Origin of the sequence: Thiocapsa rosea, assembly GCF_003634315.1 — a bacterium.
GTDB lineage: Bacteria > Pseudomonadota > Gammaproteobacteria > Chromatiales > Chromatiaceae > Thiocapsa > Thiocapsa rosea.
In genome coordinates this window covers 1,059,093-1,074,185 of sequence record NZ_RBXL01000001.1, presented here as the reverse complement: position 1 = coordinate 1,074,185, position 15,093 = coordinate 1,059,093, and the positions used below count along the sequence as shown (strand labels likewise).

At 64.8% G+C, this 15,093-nt stretch carries 16 protein-coding genes and 1 tRNA gene; 9 read left to right on the top strand and 8 right to left on the bottom strand.

Annotated features, from left to right (window positions below):
• The first annotated feature begins 66 nt into the window (after positions 1–66).
• Genes BDD21_RS04920 through sdhB form a run of 3 tightly spaced genes read left to right on the top strand, consistent with a single transcriptional unit; the run spans position 67 to position 3,337 of the window.
• Positions 67–699: a succinate dehydrogenase/fumarate reductase transmembrane subunit gene (locus tag BDD21_RS04920; RefSeq protein WP_120796182.1), complete on the top strand. Its 633-nt coding sequence runs from the start codon at positions 67–69 to the stop codon at positions 697–699.
• Positions 696–2,585, top strand: a complete 1,890-nt coding sequence (sdhA, locus tag BDD21_RS04915; protein WP_120796181.1) for a succinate dehydrogenase (quinone) flavoprotein subunit — start codon at positions 696–698, stop codon at positions 2,583–2,585. The genes BDD21_RS04920 and sdhA overlap by 4 nt, the downstream gene beginning before the upstream one ends.
• Positions 2,582–3,337, top strand: a complete 756-nt coding sequence (gene sdhB / locus BDD21_RS04910) for a succinate dehydrogenase iron-sulfur subunit (protein ID WP_120796180.1) — start codon at positions 2,582–2,584, stop codon at positions 3,335–3,337. Before sdhA ends, sdhB begins: the two co-directional genes overlap by 4 nt.
• On the opposite strand, the gene BDD21_RS04905 is transcribed toward sdhB, so the two are convergent.
• The 3 genes from BDD21_RS04905 to BDD21_RS04895 all read right to left on the bottom strand — a co-directional run bounded on the left by BDD21_RS04905 (position 3,312) and on the right by BDD21_RS04895 (position 4,880).
• A complete protein-coding gene (locus BDD21_RS04905) occupies positions 3,312–3,812 on the bottom strand; it encodes a bacteriohemerythrin (RefSeq protein ID WP_120796179.1) in 501 nt (166 codons plus the stop codon). The genes sdhB and BDD21_RS04905 overlap by 26 nt on opposite strands.
• Before the next feature lie 252 nt (positions 3,813–4,064).
• Positions 4,065–4,520 (bottom strand): hypothetical protein, encoded by a 456-nt coding sequence (locus BDD21_RS04900; RefSeq protein WP_120796178.1) that lies wholly within the window; start codon positions 4,518–4,520, stop codon positions 4,065–4,067.
• A 57-nt stretch (positions 4,521–4,577) separates the two neighbouring features.
• Positions 4,578–4,880: a hypothetical protein gene (locus BDD21_RS04895; RefSeq protein ID WP_120796177.1), complete on the bottom strand. Its 303-nt coding sequence runs from the start codon at positions 4,878–4,880 to the stop codon at positions 4,578–4,580.
• A 66-nt stretch (positions 4,881–4,946) separates the two neighbouring features.
• Between BDD21_RS04895 and BDD21_RS04890 the strand changes: the two genes are divergently transcribed.
• The 3 genes from BDD21_RS04890 (at position 4,947) to BDD21_RS04880 (ending at position 7,355) form a co-directional block, all read left to right on the top strand.
• On the top strand, positions 4,947–5,546 hold the full coding sequence (locus tag BDD21_RS04890; RefSeq protein ID WP_120796176.1) for a histidine phosphatase family protein: 600 nt from the start codon (positions 4,947–4,949) through the stop codon (positions 5,544–5,546).
• 140 nt (positions 5,547–5,686) lie between these two features.
• On the top strand, positions 5,687–6,136 hold the full coding sequence (locus tag BDD21_RS04885; RefSeq protein WP_120796175.1) for a DUF29 domain-containing protein: 450 nt from the start codon (positions 5,687–5,689) through the stop codon (positions 6,134–6,136).
• 166 nt (positions 6,137–6,302) lie between these two features.
• Positions 6,303–7,355, top strand: a complete 1,053-nt coding sequence (locus tag BDD21_RS04880) for a 3-deoxy-7-phosphoheptulonate synthase (protein WP_120796174.1) — start codon at positions 6,303–6,305, stop codon at positions 7,353–7,355.
• Positions 7,356–7,617: 262 nt separating this feature from the next.
• Here BDD21_RS04880 and BDD21_RS04875 read toward each other — a convergent pair whose 3' ends face one another.
• The 3 genes from BDD21_RS04875 to BDD21_RS04865 all read right to left on the bottom strand — a co-directional run bounded on the left by BDD21_RS04875 (position 7,618) and on the right by BDD21_RS04865 (position 10,323).
• Positions 7,618–8,559, bottom strand: coding sequence for an IS1595 family transposase (locus BDD21_RS04875; RefSeq protein WP_120796173.1), 942 nt, complete (start codon positions 8,557–8,559; stop codon positions 7,618–7,620).
• A 226-nt stretch (positions 8,560–8,785) separates the two neighbouring features.
• A complete protein-coding gene (gene mtgA / locus BDD21_RS04870; protein WP_120796172.1) occupies positions 8,786–9,616 on the bottom strand; it encodes a monofunctional biosynthetic peptidoglycan transglycosylase in 831 nt (276 codons plus the stop codon).
• Positions 9,616–10,323: a biliverdin-producing heme oxygenase gene (locus BDD21_RS04865; RefSeq protein ID WP_120796171.1), complete on the bottom strand. Its 708-nt coding sequence runs from the start codon at positions 10,321–10,323 to the stop codon at positions 9,616–9,618. The genes mtgA and BDD21_RS04865 overlap by 1 nt, the downstream gene beginning before the upstream one ends.
• A gap of 209 nt (positions 10,324–10,532) precedes the next feature.
• On the opposite strand from BDD21_RS04865, the gene BDD21_RS04860 reads away from it, so the two are divergent.
• Complete coding sequence (locus BDD21_RS04860; RefSeq protein ID WP_120796170.1) at positions 10,533–10,805, top strand: hypothetical protein; 273 nt, start codon at positions 10,533–10,535, stop codon at positions 10,803–10,805.
• Between the two features lie 39 nt (positions 10,806–10,844).
• Here BDD21_RS04860 and BDD21_RS04855 read toward each other — a convergent pair whose 3' ends face one another.
• Both BDD21_RS04855 and uvrB read right to left on the bottom strand, forming a co-directional pair.
• Positions 10,845–11,060, bottom strand: coding sequence for a DUF29 family protein (locus BDD21_RS04855; RefSeq protein ID WP_245969415.1), 216 nt, complete (start codon positions 11,058–11,060; stop codon positions 10,845–10,847).
• Positions 11,061–11,366: 306 nt separating this feature from the next.
• The gene (gene uvrB / locus BDD21_RS04850) at positions 11,367–13,376 is read right to left on the bottom strand and encodes an excinuclease ABC subunit UvrB (protein WP_120796169.1); all 2,010 of its coding nucleotides are present in this window, start codon (positions 13,374–13,376) and stop codon (positions 11,367–11,369) included.
• A gap of 109 nt (positions 13,377–13,485) precedes the next feature.
• On the opposite strand from uvrB, the gene BDD21_RS04845 reads away from it, so the two are divergent.
• Both BDD21_RS04845 and BDD21_RS04840 read left to right on the top strand, forming a co-directional pair.
• Complete coding sequence (locus tag BDD21_RS04845; RefSeq protein ID WP_120796168.1) at positions 13,486–14,670, top strand: pyridoxal phosphate-dependent aminotransferase; 1,185 nt, start codon at positions 13,486–13,488, stop codon at positions 14,668–14,670.
• Positions 14,671–14,734: 64 nt separating this feature from the next.
• Positions 14,735–14,810: transfer RNA gene (locus BDD21_RS04840), tRNA-Asn, on the top strand.
• The last annotated feature ends 283 nt before the right edge of the window (positions 14,811–15,093 follow it).

Below are 15,093 nucleotides of genomic sequence, written 5' to 3'. Positions count from 1 at the left end.
CCCGGTCAGATCCCCGGCGGTCGGATCCGGTTAAACTGCCCCCTAATCCCCGCTGTCCGATCGCCCATGTCCGCATCCATCGAAAATCCGCATTTCCTCCTGCGTCGTCTGCACTCCCTGCTAGGCCTGCTCCCGGTCGGCGCCTTTCTGATCTTCCATCTCTGGGAGAACTCTCAGTCGCGCTTCGGTGCGGAACATTACAACGAGCAGGTCGTCGCGGCACTCAAGGGCATGAATTATCTGCCCTTGATGGAGATCTTCGTGATCGCGCTGCCGCTGCTCTTTCACGCCGGCTACGGGCTGGTGATCACGGCTCAGATGCGTGCCGAGCTTGCCCGCTACAGCTATACGCGCAATCGGCTGTACTGGCTGCAGCGGATCTCGGGCGTCGGCATCCTGCTCTTTCTCCTGGTGCATGTCGGGATGACGCGCATCGCCGGGATCTGGGATCCGAGCGTGGGCGATGACCTCTTCGCCCACATGCAGGCGCTGTTGAGTCAGCCTTGGATGCTCGGGCTGTATCTGGTCGGTCTGCTGCTTTCGGTGTTTCATCTGGCCAACGGGCTCGCCTCGATGGCGATCGTCTGGGGGCTCACGACCTCGGTTCGCGCGCAACGCCTGTTCGGTTGGGTCTGTTTTCTGCTCGGTCTGTTGTTGGCGGCCATGGGTATCCATGGCCTGATGGGGTTCCTCTCATGAGCAAGCCGAACGTGATCGTCATCGGCGGCGGCTTGGGCGGACTCTGGGCGACCTTGCGGATCGCCGATGCGGGTTTTCCGGTCACGCTCTTCTCGCTCTTCGAGGTCAAGCGCAGTCACTCGGTCTGTGCCCAAGGCGGCATCAATGCCGTGCTCGACACTAAGGGGCAGCATGACTCGATCCGTCAGCACATCATCGACACCATCAAGGGCGGCGAGTATCTGGCGAATCAGCCGCCGGTGAAGAGCATGTGCGAGGATGCACCGGGCCTGATCCGCACCTTCGAGCGCATGGGCGTGACCTTCTCGCGCACGCCCGAGGGCTTGCTCGACCAACGTCTCTTCGGCGGCGTGAAGAACAAGCGAACCTGCTTTGCCGGTGCCAGTACCGGGCAACAGCTCCTCTACGGCGTCGACCAGCAGGTCCGGCGACTGGAGTCCGAGGGCAAGGTCGTCAAGCATGAGTGGTGGGAGTTCTTGTCCTTGTTGCTGGATTCTGCCGGCGTCTGTCGCGGCATCGTGGCGATGGATCTGAACAGCCTCGAGGTGCGTGCCTTTTCGGCCGATGCGGTCGTGGTCGCGAGCGGCGGCATGGGCCAGCTCTATGCGCCCAAGAGCACGACCTCGACCAATTCGACTGGTGCTGCGGCGAGCCGCTGCTACCGACAGGGTGCCTGGATGGCGAACGCCGAGTTCTTCCAATTCCACCCCACCGCCATGATGGGGCACGACAAGAATCGGCTCATGAGCGAGGCGGCGCGCGGGGAGGGCGGGCGCATCTGGGTGCCGAAGACGCCCGGCGATCGGCGTCCGCCCAAGACCATCCCGGAGGCCGAGCGCTTCTATTTCCTGGAGGAATTCTTCCCGGCCTACGGCAACACGGTCGCCCGCGACGAGGCGGCGCGGGCCATCTGGACCGTGACCCGACAGATGGGCCTCGGCATCGGCGGTGACGGCGGCGACCGGGTCTATCTCGATCTCACGCACCTGGATGCTGCATTCATCGGCTCGCGCCTGGGCGCCATCCTGGAGATCTATCGCAAGTTCGCCGGCGTCGACCCGATGACCGAGCCGATGGAGATCTTTCCGGCGGCGCATTACGGTATGGGCGGTCTCTGGGTCGACTTCGAACGTTCCGCCGACGGCGGAATCCAACCCGAGAGCCCGCGTAATCACGCCACCAACATCCCCGGACTCTACGCGTGCGGCGAGTGCGATTACGCCTATCACGGGGCCAATCGACTGGGTGCCAACTCGCTCCTGTCGGCGAGCTACTCGGGTCGGGTCGCCGGGGAAGCGGTGGTGAGCTACCTGAAGGGTCTCGCCTCGGATCGCGGCCCGCTGTCACCGGAGATCCCGCAGGCCGAGGTCGTGCGACAGCAGGCGATCAACGCGGATCTGATGCAGGCCGAGGGAGCGGACACGCCTTATTTGATCCAGAAGGAGCTTGGCGCGCTGATGACGGGAAAAGTGGGCGTGGTGCGCTCGAACCCGGAGCTGGAGTCTGCCCTCGGCGAGCTTCAGGTGCTGAGGGAGCGCTTGAGCAAGGCGCGCCTCGGCGAGTCGAGTACCTGGGCGAATCAGAGTCTGGCCTTCGCGCGCCAACTCGGCGACATGATCGAGCTGGCCGGAGTCGTGACCCGGGGTGCGCTGGCCCGCGACGAGTGTCGCGGTGCTCATTACAAACCCGCGTTTCGGATTCCGATCCCGGAGGGAAGGTTCGCGGGCGACCCCGAGTTCGAGGCGTATCGGGACCGCTGGCACGCGAACAACGCGCAGTGGCTCAAGACCACCATCGCCGAGCACACCGAGGACGGACCCAGACTCAGCTACCGGGAGGTGGACCTGAGCGTCTACGCGCCGACCGAGCCGAGGGATTATCGATGACCGAGCAGCCGATCCACTTGCGCATCCGCCGTCAGGACCGTCCCGACACCGCACCCTATTGGCAGGAGTTCGCGATTCTCGGCCATTCCGACCACAACATCGTCTCGTTGCTGATGGCCTTGCGGGAGAACCCGGTCACGATCTCGGGCGAGCGGGTCGACCCGATTGTCTGGGAGCACAACTGCATGGAGGAGGTCTGCGGCTCCTGCGCCATGCTGATCAACGGTGTCCCGCGGCCCTCCTGCTCGGCCCTCGTTGCCGATCTCGATCAGCCGATCCGCCTGGAGCCCTTGCCGAAATTTCCGGTCGTGCGCGACCTGCTGGTCGATCGTCGACGGATCGACCAGGGTCTGAAGCAGGTCAAGGCGTGGATCAAGATCGACGGCGTCTGGGACACGCATGAAGGCGCCCCGCGTATCGGACCGGATGCCTGGGCGGCGGATTATCTCTACAGCCGCTGCATGTCCTGCGGCTGTTGCATGGCCGCTTGTCCGCAGTTCGGGCCGCACTCAAGCTTTATCGGCCCGGCGCCGCTGGCCCAGGCCCGCCTGATGAACGCCCATCCGACCGGGCGTTACGATAAGACGGAGCGTCTGCACGCCATCATGGCCGAGGGCGGCTTGAGCGATTGCGGCAACGCACAGAACTGCGTGCGGGTCTGCCCCAAGGAGATCCCCTTGACGACGGCGATCGGCGAGCTTGGGCGTCAGACCACGGTACAGTTGCTCAAAGACCTCTTCGGGCCGCGTTGAGCTGCGCCCACACCGCGACGCCGGAGCGGTCCCGGGTCGCGGACAAGCGGTCGTCCATTTCGTGGAACGCCTTCGCGAAGTCGCGATCCGCGCCCAGGATATGGTCCAGGATCCAGTCTCGCGCGTTTTCCTGCGCATCCTCGTCGAAGACGTCGAGGCCCTCCGCACGCCAGCGGCGTAGCTGGTCGGTGTACTCGGCCATCAAGAGCGCATGCTCGGTGCAGTGCTCGGCGATGTCCTCGTAGCCGACGGCCTGCATCAGTTCCTCTTCCCGTTTGAAATGCTCCCGCACGGCTTCGCCGAGATCGGTCAGGGCATCGATGAGGGCGAAGGCGTCGCCGGAGCGTCGCGGGGATGCCTCGGGACCGAAACGGTGACAGATGTCCGCGAGCTGCTCAATCAGCCCTCGGTGCTCCGCATCCACGAGATCGATGTTGAGAGACCATTCGTCGTGCCAAGTCAAAAGCCTTGTCATCGGGTCCTCCGTCGTGCAGCCGGCGCCGCGGTATATGGGCGCCGAAAGATTGCGCCCTCCGGGATAGGTCGGGCGCAGGGTCCGCTGTGTCGTCCGGACTAGGGGACGTCTTGTTGTTGTCGTGCTGTCCGGTCGGAGCCCGTCCTTGTGCTCGGCCCCGTACCGGCTCTAAACCGCGCCAGCTCCGGCAGTCTTCGGAGCTGGCGCGGCCAAGCCATTTCAACAAAGTACGCATACCGCACCGGGCGCGGTTTAGGCCGGGCGTCTCAGCGGCAACACCCGCGGGGCCGGTGTCGGTCCGCCCGTGCCTCGCTCGCGTTCGAGTATCTGCTTGATGACCGGCTGGATCTCGCCGAGCAGCCGCGTCTGCGTCTCCCGCATATCTTTAAAATAATAGACGATCTCACAACCGACGGGGTCCGAAATGGACTGCCGTCCGACCGCCGGTCGCCAGGCGATCCGGATCAGGCGACCGCCCTCGCCGTCTTGGTAGGCATAACCGCCGTGGCTGTCGATGAAGACCACCTCCTCGCGATCGATAATGGCCTGATATTGCATGGAGCGGATCGGGATGAAAACGGCGCGTCCGGCGTTGCCTCTCAGGAGCAGCTGCAGTCCGTTGTAGAGCGCAGCCGGAATCCGTGTCTGCTCATGCGCGACCGCTTCGTCGGGTCGAAAGAAGGTCTCGCGGATCAGATAATCGGCCATGTCGGGATGCCCCGCGGATCCGGATGTCGATTGGCCGCCGCCCGGAGCGGCACCCGCTCAGTCGTTGTCGCCGAGCTCGGGATCCCAGCCGGCTGCGCGTGCTTTTTGGATCGCCGCCGTATAGATCCGCTCGTGCCGTTCGCGCAGCTCGGGCGGGAGTCTGGAGACGAGATGGCCGTAGGGATGCCATGCCTGCGTGACCTTGTCGTAGAGGTCCTCGATGCCTTGAATGGTCCAGCCCTCGCAGGTTTGTTCCTCCGGGATGATGCCGAATACCCAGGCGTCGCGGATGATGTTGGCGGTCGGGGTCATGGCGCCGCCGCCCTGCTTGTCGATGCCCTCGTAGATCTTGTTCGTCATAAGGTCTGTCCTGGTTGATATCCGCTACACTCTAGCGCCTTGCCTCTCCGACTGCTACGTCTGCCCATGTCCGAGATCCTGGTCGATCTGATCCGTCACGGCGAGCCCGTCGGCGGTGCGCGTTATCGCGGCAACGGGACCGACGACCCGCTCAGCCCGGCGGGCTGGTTGCAGATGACCGCGGCGCTGGGCGAGGCGGCGCCCTGGGATCAGATCATCAGCTCGCCGATGTCGCGCTGCCGCGTCTTTGCCGCGGATCTTGCCGGGCGGCACGGTTTGCCGCTGGTCGTCGACCCCGGCCTGATCGAGGTCGGCATGGGCGCCTGGGAAGGGCGCGCCCGCAGCGCCGTTGCCGAGGAAGAGCCCGAGCGCTTCGCTGCCTTCTATCGCGACCCTGTCGGAGAGCGCCCGGCCGGCGCCGAGCCGTTGGAGCGCCTGCTTGCGCGGGTGTCGGACGCCTACGCGCGTCATCTTGCCGCCTATCCGGGCCGCCGGCTGCTGATCGTCTGCCACGCCGGGGTGATGCGGGCGCTCATCGGCCACCTGCTCGGTGCCGATGCCCGCCGCTGGTATCGCATCCGGATCGACTACGCCGGACTGGTGCGGGTCCGGCACGGGCGTCTCGGTCCGAGCATCGAGTGGGTCAATGCGCGCACGTTGTTCTAGCCCGAACGGCTCAGTCTCCGGATGCGAATCGGGACCAGGATGGCCGATGTCTGCGGGCATGATCGATCCAAGGTTTGAAACGCCGCGCGGTCGGTGTAGCCTCAACGCGTTGCCGACCTGGAATCCGAAGGCAAAGACTTATGCCGAAACAGACTGCCGAGCACGCAAGCTACGATCGCGATTACCACGCCTGGCTGACGGAGAGCGCGGCGCTCCTGCGCGAAGGTTGCCTGAGCGACATCGACTTTGCGCAAATTGCCGAGGAGCTCGAGGACATGGGCAGGAGCGAGCGTCGGGCAATCGAGAGTTATCTCAAGGTCCTGATCGTTCATCTGCTCAAATGGCAGCACCAAACCGAGCGACGCGGCCCGAGCTGGCAACTCTCGATTGCCAACTCTCGGGACGCGATCGGTCGGCGCCTTCGCGAGAGCCCCAGTCTTCGGCCGAAGCTTCCGGAGATGGTCGTGGAGCGTTATCCGAACGCTCGCCAGCATGCGGCGCTCGAGACGGGTTTGGATCTCGCCGATCTGCCGGAGACCTGCCCATTCACCGTCGCGCAACTCTTGGACGATGGCTACTGGGGTGCATGAGCGGAGGGCGGAATCGTGAGGCATCAACTTCGGTCTCCCGTCCGGCGATCGCGCCCGATGCCTGCGCGATGCGCATGCCGTACATGAGTACATGAGCATGGAGGCATGGAGACCCGAGCGATTGGGCTATACTCAGCGGCTTTCGATGCCGTTGTAATCCCAGCCCATGCAAAAGACCGACGATCTGCGCATCCGCGAAATCAAAGAAGTCCGCTCCCCGAGCGCGCTGCACCAGGAATTCCCGATCTCGGAGGCGGCTGCGGAGACCGTCTATTCCACGCGTCACGCCATTCAGCAGATCCTCCACGGTCGGGACGATCGCTTGCTGGTCGTCGCGGGTCCTTGCTCGGTTCACGATCCGCGCGCCGCGCTGGAGTACGCCGAGCGTCTCAAGGTTCTGCGCGACGCGCTGAGCGATCGCCTGCTCGTGGTCATGCGCGTCTACTTCGAGAAGCCGCGGACCACTGTCGGCTGGAAGGGTCTGATCAACGATCCGAATCTGGACGGCAGCTTCGAGATCAATCAGGGTCTCGGGATCGCGCGCAAGCTCCTGCTGGACCTCAACGGCATGCAGATCCCGGCCGGGACCGAGTTCCTCGATCTCATCAGCCCGCAATACATCGCCGATCTGGTGAGCTGGGGCGCGATCGGTGCGCGCACGACCGAGAGCCAGGGCCATCGCGAGCTGGCATCCGGCCTGTCGTGTCCGGTCGGCTTCAAGAACGCCACCAACGGCGACGTCAAGGTCGCCATCGACGCCATCCATGCCGCGGCACGCCCCCACGTTTTTATGTCCGTCACCAAGGACGGCCAGTCCGCGATCTTCAGCACCACCGGGAACGTCGACACCCACATCATCCTGCGCGGCGGCCAGCGCCCGAACTACGATACCGAGAGCGTGAGCATCGCCGCCGAGCAGATCATCGAGTCCGGCCTGACACCCAAGATCATGATCGACTTCAGCCACGCCAACAGCCGCAAGCGGCCGGAGAAGCAGATCCGGGTCTGCCAGGACGTCGCCGGCCAGATCGCGCGCGGGGATCGCGGCATCATGGGCGTGATGATCGAGAGCCACTTGGTCGGCGGTCGGCAGGACTTGGCCGCGAGCGACGGAATGGTCTTCGGTCAGAGCGTCACCGACGCCTGCATCGGCTGGGACGATACGGTGCCGATGCTGCATGAGCTTGCGGATGCCGTGATGCGCCGACGCGCGCTGTAGCTGGCTGTGCGTGGTCTAGGGTGATGTCTGGTGAATAGGCATCCCGACTGCACATGCCTGGAAGACCTTTAAGGGATGTAGGGGCGAATGAATTCGCCCCTACACGCGGGTAGATCCTTTCCCGGAAATCGCCTAAACCGCGTCCAGAGCGACATGCGTCATTTTCGTGTTGCGTTTGGCTTCGTAGATGTCCTCGATCTCGGTGAGACGCGGTTTGAAATTTAATATTTGGTGATTAGCGTCGTGCCTCAGCCAGAGCATTTCACGCCGTGCGGACGGCGCCCTGGCGCAGCCATTTCTCGGGGCTGGGCGGGGTGCGGACGCTGGCATGGAGGAGTCGCCCGACCAGCGAGGGCAGATCGAAGCGGCGGTTCAGGCGATACTGCGCCTCGGCGAGGTAGCGCGCCAAGTACTTGTGGACGTTGACGTGGTGATAGGTGCCCCGGATCGCGGTCTTGAGGTTGGAGATGACGGTATTGACCCAGCGGAACGCATCGATCTCGCTGGATTTGCGCGGGCTGACCACGATCGCCCCGTAGGCGGCGACTTCTGCCTCGGCGCAGCCGAGGCTCGCGAAGGCGTCGGTGACGAGGTGTGCGTCGGGATCCAGCGCCTTGCGCACCCAAGCGCGCAGCGTGTCGCCCTTCAGATCGGGGAGCGGGTCGAAGCGCACGTGTCGGGGATGACCGTCGTCGCCGACTTCCACGGCGGCGATGAACACGGCCTTGCCTTCGGCGCCGCGTCCGCGCTTGCCCCCGACGACGGCATCGTCGGCAACGACCACGCCGGTGAGCAGCCGGCCGGACTCGCGCTCGGCCATGGCTTCGAGGAGTTTGTGCTTGAGCCGCCAGGCGGTGCGATAACACACGCCGAGATGGCGTTTGAGCGACAGTGCCGAGAGGTTGTTCTTGTTCTGCGTCACCAGGTACATGGCTTGAAACCATTTGGTCAGCGGCAGCTTGGAGCTCTCGAACAGGGTCCCGCACGTCAGCGAGGTCTGCACCCGACACTGCGCACACTGCCGGTAGGTGCGCCCGTCGACGTGAAAGCGACTGTGCGAGGTGGCTCCGCAGTGCGGACAGACGAACCCCTGCGGCCACCGCGACGCCTCCAGGGCCGCCGCGCACTGGGCTTCGGTGCCGTAGCGTGCGAAGAAATCGTCCAGGGACATGCCCGGCTGGAATTGAATCGGGTTCTGCGGCATCGCCGTCGTTCTCGCTGCGGGTGGAGATGCCCGACAGTATGCGCCCGGGGGTGACTCATTCCGTGAGCCTGCCGGCTCGAAAATCGCTGGCTGAGGCACGACGCTAATCACCTAATATTTTTCGATACTTTAAACCACGCCGGCTCCGACGGTCGTCGGAGCCGGCGTGGTCAAGCCAATTGGTCAAGCCAATCCAACAAACGACGCAAATCGCACCGGGCGCGGTTTAAAGCCGATTCAGGTAACGTGTTCCGCCGAGTCGGCTCGCCTGATCGCTGATCCAGGCCGCGCGCCGCTCCAAACGTTCCGATGGCTTGTCCAAACGATAGTGTCCGGGTGCAGGCAGCACGCCGATCAGGAGCGATGCCTCGCGCATCGTCAGCTCGCTTGCGGGACGATCGAAATAGCGCACGCTGGCGGCGCCGATCCCGTACGTGCTGGGGCTGAACTGCACGATGTTCAGATAGACCTCGAGGATGCGCTCCTTCGGCCATAGGATCTCCATCAAAAGCGCGAACCATGCCTCGAGCAGCTTGCGCTGCCAATCCGAGCCGGGCCAGAGAAAGAGGTTCTTGGCCGCTTGCTGGGTGATGGTGCTGGCACCGCGAAGGCGTCCGCCGTTTTTGTAGTCGGCCCAGGCGATGCGGATCTCGATCAGGTCGAACCCCCGGTGGCTCGGAAAACGCTGGTCTTCGCCGGCGATGGCCGCCAGACGCGCCGGCAGCGAGATCCGATCCCAGGGCACCCAGGTCTGATGATAGTAGGGTGGCGACTGATCGAGCCGCCAGAGATTGTAGGCGTGCCGCAGCATGAAGGCGGATGCCGGCGGGTCGAGCCAGCGCAGCGTCAAGACCAGGACAATCGAGAGCAGCACCAGATTGCCGAGCCCTTTGAGCAGGAATCGAGCGATGCGGTTCAGCGGGTGTCGGTCCCGACCGATGGTCTCGATGCGGAAGACACGGGCATGCGGCGCCGGCTCGCGAGGCGTCGCCCGGGATCCATCCTCGATTCCGGCGTCCACCCGGGTCGCCTCCGGCGCTTGTTCTTCGTTCTTCATCAATCCTCGTGGATTGCCGCAACCGAGGCCGCAAGGCGCCCGCCCCCCGAGCTCAGCAGTCCGATAGGCTCCGGACCGGTCTGCGCAGGCGCGAGGCGTGTCCCTGCACCGTCGAGCATCCGGTGAACCACCGCGAAGGCCGCACAGGCCCCCGAGACGACCTCGACCGGATCCATTCGGCCGTGCGCGGGCAGGCTGTCGAGGATGCTCGCGAAGCGTTTCCAGGCCGCCGAGGAGTGCTCGCCGTGGAAGTCGAGGAAAACGGCCGAGCCCAGTGCCGGACCGAGACGGCGGCGCAGATGTTTCGCGATCACCCGACCGCCGAGTGTCGCACCCTCCAGGACATAGAGACCGCCGAGCGCCGCGCTCGAGCCGGTCGGGGTGATCGGCGGCGATACGCGCGGCACGTGCTGCCGACCCTGCTCGGCAAGATCCTCGAGGATCGCCGGCAGCTTGGGTCGAATCCCCAGGTCGTTGCGGATCTCCTCGTCCAAGGCGTCGAGCAGGCTGCCCTCCAAGGCCGCGTAGACCTCGGCCAAGGCTTGCAGATAGTCGAGATAGTCCTCGCGGGTGACGCTCGGCGACGTGAGTCGGGCCATCAGGGGTAAGCGCTCGACGGCCTGGTGCGTCCCGGCCGTCGCGTGGCGCAAGAGGACCGCCAGTCGCGCGGAGGTTGTCGGTCGTGTCGTGTCGTGGGTGTCTTGCATGGGTTCTTCAGGCTCACTGCGCTCTGCGCTCGCAGCCAGTCTAACACCCGTCCTTGTTCTCCCTGAAAAACACCGAACCGTCGTTCGGCGCGATGCCGACGGCGCCCGGCCGACGAACGGTCGAGCGTGCACGTCCGCAGGCTCACGTTTTGAGCCACCCCCCGCGGCATGCTGTGGTTCCGTCCAGTGCAAACCCTGCGGAGCCGACGATGAACACCGTTGCCGATCTCTTCGTGATCCTGCTGTGCCTTTCCGGTCTTTTCGTGATCCTGAGCCTCGTGTGCGCCATCCTCGAGCGCATTCCCGACGAGGCCGGTGCGCGGCCGCGGCGCACGCGCGTCCAGCCGCAACGCCCGCGGCGTCGCTCCCGCGTGGCCCGGCCTCGGCGCAAGCCGGTGGAGCCGGTCACTGATTCACCGAGCCCGTCGGTCTGCACCGCGGTCGTTCGGCCGGGGCAGGGCGCCCGAGGTGTGCTTGGCTGATCCCGGATGGCGGCGGCCACGGATCCGACGCGGGCCGTGTCACTCGGGCAGCCAATCCACCTCGAGCACGTCGGTCAGCCGCCACGGACAGTCGTCCGGGAACGCCGAGAGCCCCGTCTCCCCGGCGGCATCGGCAACCGCGTCGGCCCAGATCTCGTCGAGCCACGTTTCGTCGAGAAGCGGTGTCACCCCCGGGATAGACGACTTGCAGTCGTCCTCTTCAGCCGGCCCGACGGCCCGCGAGGTCGAGGTCAACGCAACGCACTCGAGAACCGCGCTGAACGCGCTTTGGCACCGGTTTCCGTTTTGCTCATCCATTCGCGATCTTCCTCTCCTTTCAGGTATTGCCTGACGCGGCGGTCGTGCGAGCGAGGCCCGCGGAAGAGGACGACTGCAAGTCGTCTATCCCGGGGCACGCCGCTTCGCGACGTTGCTTCCGGCCGATCGGATGTACAAGGAACGATTGGTTCGTCAACGACAACGACAACGAGTAGAACCTTCGACGACTTGCCTTGGTTCCGGCTCTGGCGGTAGATCCTTTCCCGGAAATCACCTAAGACGTCAGGCCGCAAGCCCCCGCCCCTGCAACTCCTTGATCTTATCCCGGACGGCGGCGGCCTGCTCGAACTCGAGGTTCTTCGCGTGCTGGTACATGGTCTTCTCCAGCGCCTTGAGCTTCTTGGCCATCTGCTGCGGCGTCAGGCTGGCGTATTCGATGATCTCCTCGGCGACCTTGGCATACTGGCGCGCCTTCATGGGTGCGCCCGGGATGGCCCCTTCCAGGATGTCGGCGACCGCTTTGCGGATGGTCTGAGGCGTGATGCCCTCCGCGGTGTTGTGGACGATCTGCTTGGCGCGGCGTCGCTCGGTCTCGCCGATCGCGCGCTCCATGGAGCCGGTGATGCGATCGGCATAGAGAATCGCCTTGCCGTTGGCGTTGCGCGCGGCACGCCCGATGGTCTGGATCAAGGAGCCTTCCGATCGCAGGAAACCTTCCTTGTCGGCATCCAGGATGGCGACCAGCGAAACCTCCGGCATGTCGAGCCCCTCGCGCAGCAGATTGATCCCGACCAGCACGTCGAACTCGCCCAGACGCAGATCGCGAATGATCTCGACCCGCTCGACCGTGTCGATGTCCGAGTGCAGATAGCGGACCTTCACGCCGTGCTCGTTGAGATACTCGGTCAGGTCCTCGGCCATCCGCTTCGTCAGGGTGGTGACCAGCACGCGCTCGCCGACGGCGACCCGCAGCCCGATCTCCGAGAGCAGATCGTCGACCTGGGTGAGGGCAGGGCGGACCTCGACCTCCGGATCGACCAGCCCCGTCGGGCGCACCACCTGCTCGACGACGGCCCCCGAATGCTGGATCTCGTAGTCGCGTGGGGTGGCCGAGACATAGATGGTCTGGGGTTGGCGGGCCTGGAACTCCTCGAAGCGCAGCGGGCGGTTGTCGAGCGCCGAGGGCAGCCGGAAGCCGTAGTCGACGAGGTTCTCCTTGCGCGAGCGGTCGCCCTTGTACATGCCGCCGAGCTGGGGCACGGTGACATGGCTCTCGTCGATGACGACGATGGCATCCGCAGGCAGATAGTCATACAGCGTCGGCGGCGGCTCGCCGGGTCCGCGTCCGGAGAGATAGCGGCTGTAGTTCTCCACCCCGGAGCAGTAGCCGACCTCCAGCATCATTTCCAGGTCGAACAGGGTGCGTTGCTCCAAGCGCTGGGCCTCGACCAGCTTGTCGTTGTCCCGCAGCCAGATCAGCCGGTCCTTCAGCTCGACCTTGATTTGCTCGACGGCGTTTAGGACGGTCTCGCGCGGGGTGGCGTAGTGTGTCTTCGGAAAGACCGTATAGCGCGGAACCTTGCGCAACTGCTCGCCGGTCAGCGGGTCGAAGAGCGAGAGTGACTCGATCTCCTCGTCGAAGAGTTCCACCCGCAGCGCCTCGTCGTCGGACTCCGCCGGGTAGATGTCGATCACGTCGCCGCGCACCCGATAGGTGCCGCGCGAGAGTTCGATCTCGTTGCGTCGGTATTGCAGATCGGCAAGCCGGCGCAGCAGGGCGCGTTGATCGATCAGATCGCCGCGGTTCAGATGCAGAACCATCTTCAGATAGGCGTCCGGGTCGCCCAATCCGTAGATGGAGGAGACGCTCGCCACGATGATGACATCGGGGCGCTCCAGCAGCGCTTTGGTGGCCGAGAGCCGCATCTGCTCGATGTGTTCGTTGATCGAGGAGTCCTTCTCGATATAGGTGTCCGTGGAGGGGACGTACGCCTCGGGCTGGTAGTAGTCGTAATAGGAGACGAAATACTCCACCGCGTTGTGCGGGAAGAACTCCTTCATCTCGCCGTAGAGCTGGGCCGCGAGCGTCTTGTTCGGCGCCAGGACTAAGGCCGGGCGCTGCACCCGGTCGATGACGCTGGCGATGGTGAAGGTCTTGCCCGAGCCCGTCACGCCGAGCAGGGTCATGGCCGACTCGCCGTCGCTCAGACCCTCCACCAGGCGTCGGATCGCCTCGGGCTGGTCGCCTGCGGGGGCGAACGGCGCGACAAGTTGAAAGGGGCGTTCAGACATCGGAGTGCGTGCCGGGTGTTTGCGGTTTCGTTATGATTGGGAGCGACACACCGCATGTCCAGTCACAACAAGAACCACCCTCACCACAAGAGCCCAGAGAAGACACTCGATGACCATCAAGCTTGCCGCGCGCGTTCAGGCTGTCAAACCCTCCGCCACCCTGGCCATCACGGCCCGCGCCAAGGCCCTGCGCGCCGCGGGCAAGGATGTCATCGGGCTCGGTGCCGGGGAGCCGGACTTCGACACGCCCGACCACATCAAGGAAGCGGCCATCGCCGCGATTCGCGCCGGCTTCACCAAATACACCGCAGTGGACGGTACCACCGAACTCAAGCAGGCCGTGATCGACAAGTTCAAGCGCGAGAACGGGCTGAACTACGAGCACGACCAGATCCTGGTCTCCTGCGGCGGCAAGCAAAGCTTCTACAATCTCGCCCAAGCGCTCTTGGATCCAGGCGACGAGGTGGTGATCCCTGCGCCTTACTGGGTCTCCTACCCGGACATGGTCCTGCTCGCCGGCGGCGCGCCCGTGCTCGTGCACGCCGGGGCCGATCAGCGCTTCAAGATCACCCCCGGACAGCTCAAAGGCGCGCTGACCGACAAGACCCGCCTGGTCGTCATCAACAGCCCCTCGAACCCCACCGGCATGGGCTACAACCGCGAGGAACTGGAAGCGCTCGGCGAGGTGCTGCGCGAGTTCCCGCGAACACTCATCGCCACCGACGACATGTACGAGCACATCCGCTGGAGCCCCGAGCCCTTCGTCAACATCGTCAACGCCTGCCCGGAGCTCTACCCGCGGACCCTGGTCCTCAACGGCGTCTCCAAGGCCTACTCCATGACCGGCTGGCGCATCGGCTACGCCGGCGGCCCGGCCGAGATCATCAAGGCCATGAAGAAGGTGCAGGGCCAGAGCACGTCCAACCCGGCATCCATCTCGCAGGTCGCCGCCCAGGCCGCGTTGGAAGGGCCGCAGGAGTGCATCGGCGCCATGCTCAAGGCATTCCACGAGCGCCACGACTTCGTCGTCGAGCGCCTCAACCAAATCCCCGGCATCGAATGCCTGCCGACCGACGGCACCTTTTATGTCTTCCCGAAGGTGCAGGGTGCGATCGACAAGCTCCCCGGGATCGCCAACGACCTGGATTTCGCGGAATACCTGATCGAGAAGGCCGGTGTGGCGCTCGTACCCGGCTCCGCCTTCGGCCTGAACGGCTACGCCCGCATCTCGATCGCCACCGGCCGCGACAACCTTGAGAAGGCACTGGAGCGGATCGCCGCTGCGGTCGGCTGAGAGCGGCGTCTCGCCGATCTTGACTCGATGTAGGCGCCCGGCTAACATTACGGGCTCGCATAGATCCCTGGTAGCTCAGTCGGTAGAGCGGGTGACTGTTAATCACTAGGTCGGCGGTTCGAGCCCGTCCCAGGGAGCCAAATAGAAGAAGGGCTTAGGTCAGAAATGGCCTGAGCCTTTTTGCTGTGGTGCTGCTGAAAGGCGTTTCGGTTGCCGTTCGGTTGCCGTTATGCGGCCGCTGTCCAGCCACGTAGAGCCTCCCCGGGCGTCCGCGAGGCTGGACTGGCCGTCCGCCTTGATGTTCTACGCCCATGCTGGGCTCGACCCCACCCCTGCCTCCTCTTCTTCGCCCTGCACAGGATCTCCAGGCCACCTCGATCCAGCCGGGTCACCTTGCCGACTGAAGCAGGTTGAGTAGTCCCC

Bases quoted from the DNA above. Each gene is read 5' to 3' on its own strand.
- BDD21_RS04920 (WP_120796182.1), top strand. From the start codon at position 67: ATGTCCGCATCCATCGAAAATCCGCATTTCCTCCTGCGTCGTCTGCAC.
- sdhA (WP_120796181.1), top strand. From the start codon at position 696: ATGAGCAAGCCGAACGTGATCGTCATCGGCGGCGGCTTGGGCGGACTC.
- sdhB (WP_120796180.1), top strand. From the start codon at position 2,582: ATGACCGAGCAGCCGATCCACTTGCGCATCCGCCGTCAGGACCGTCCC.
- BDD21_RS04905 (WP_120796179.1), bottom strand. From the start codon at position 3,812: ATGACAAGGCTTTTGACTTGGCACGACGAATGGTCTCTCAACATCGAT.
- BDD21_RS04900 (WP_120796178.1), bottom strand. From the start codon at position 4,520: ATGGCCGATTATCTGATCCGCGAGACCTTCTTTCGACCCGACGAAGCG.
- BDD21_RS04895 (WP_120796177.1), bottom strand. From the start codon at position 4,880: ATGACGAACAAGATCTACGAGGGCATCGACAAGCAGGGCGGCGGCGCC.
- BDD21_RS04890 (WP_120796176.1), top strand. From the start codon at position 4,947: ATGTCCGAGATCCTGGTCGATCTGATCCGTCACGGCGAGCCCGTCGGC.
- BDD21_RS04885 (WP_120796175.1), top strand. From the start codon at position 5,687: ATGCCGAAACAGACTGCCGAGCACGCAAGCTACGATCGCGATTACCAC.
- BDD21_RS04880 (WP_120796174.1), top strand. From the start codon at position 6,303: ATGCAAAAGACCGACGATCTGCGCATCCGCGAAATCAAAGAAGTCCGC.
- BDD21_RS04875 (WP_120796173.1), bottom strand. From the start codon at position 8,559: ATGCCGCAGAACCCGATTCAATTCCAGCCGGGCATGTCCCTGGACGAT.
- mtgA (WP_120796172.1), bottom strand. From the start codon at position 9,616: ATGAAGAACGAAGAACAAGCGCCGGAGGCGACCCGGGTGGACGCCGGA.
- BDD21_RS04865 (WP_120796171.1), bottom strand. From the start codon at position 10,323: ATGCAAGACACCCACGACACGACACGACCGACAACCTCCGCGCGACTG.
- BDD21_RS04860 (WP_120796170.1), top strand. From the start codon at position 10,533: ATGAACACCGTTGCCGATCTCTTCGTGATCCTGCTGTGCCTTTCCGGT.
- uvrB (WP_120796169.1), bottom strand. From the start codon at position 13,376: ATGTCTGAACGCCCCTTTCAACTTGTCGCGCCGTTCGCCCCCGCAGGC.
- BDD21_RS04845 (WP_120796168.1), top strand. From the start codon at position 13,486: ATGACCATCAAGCTTGCCGCGCGCGTTCAGGCTGTCAAACCCTCCGCC.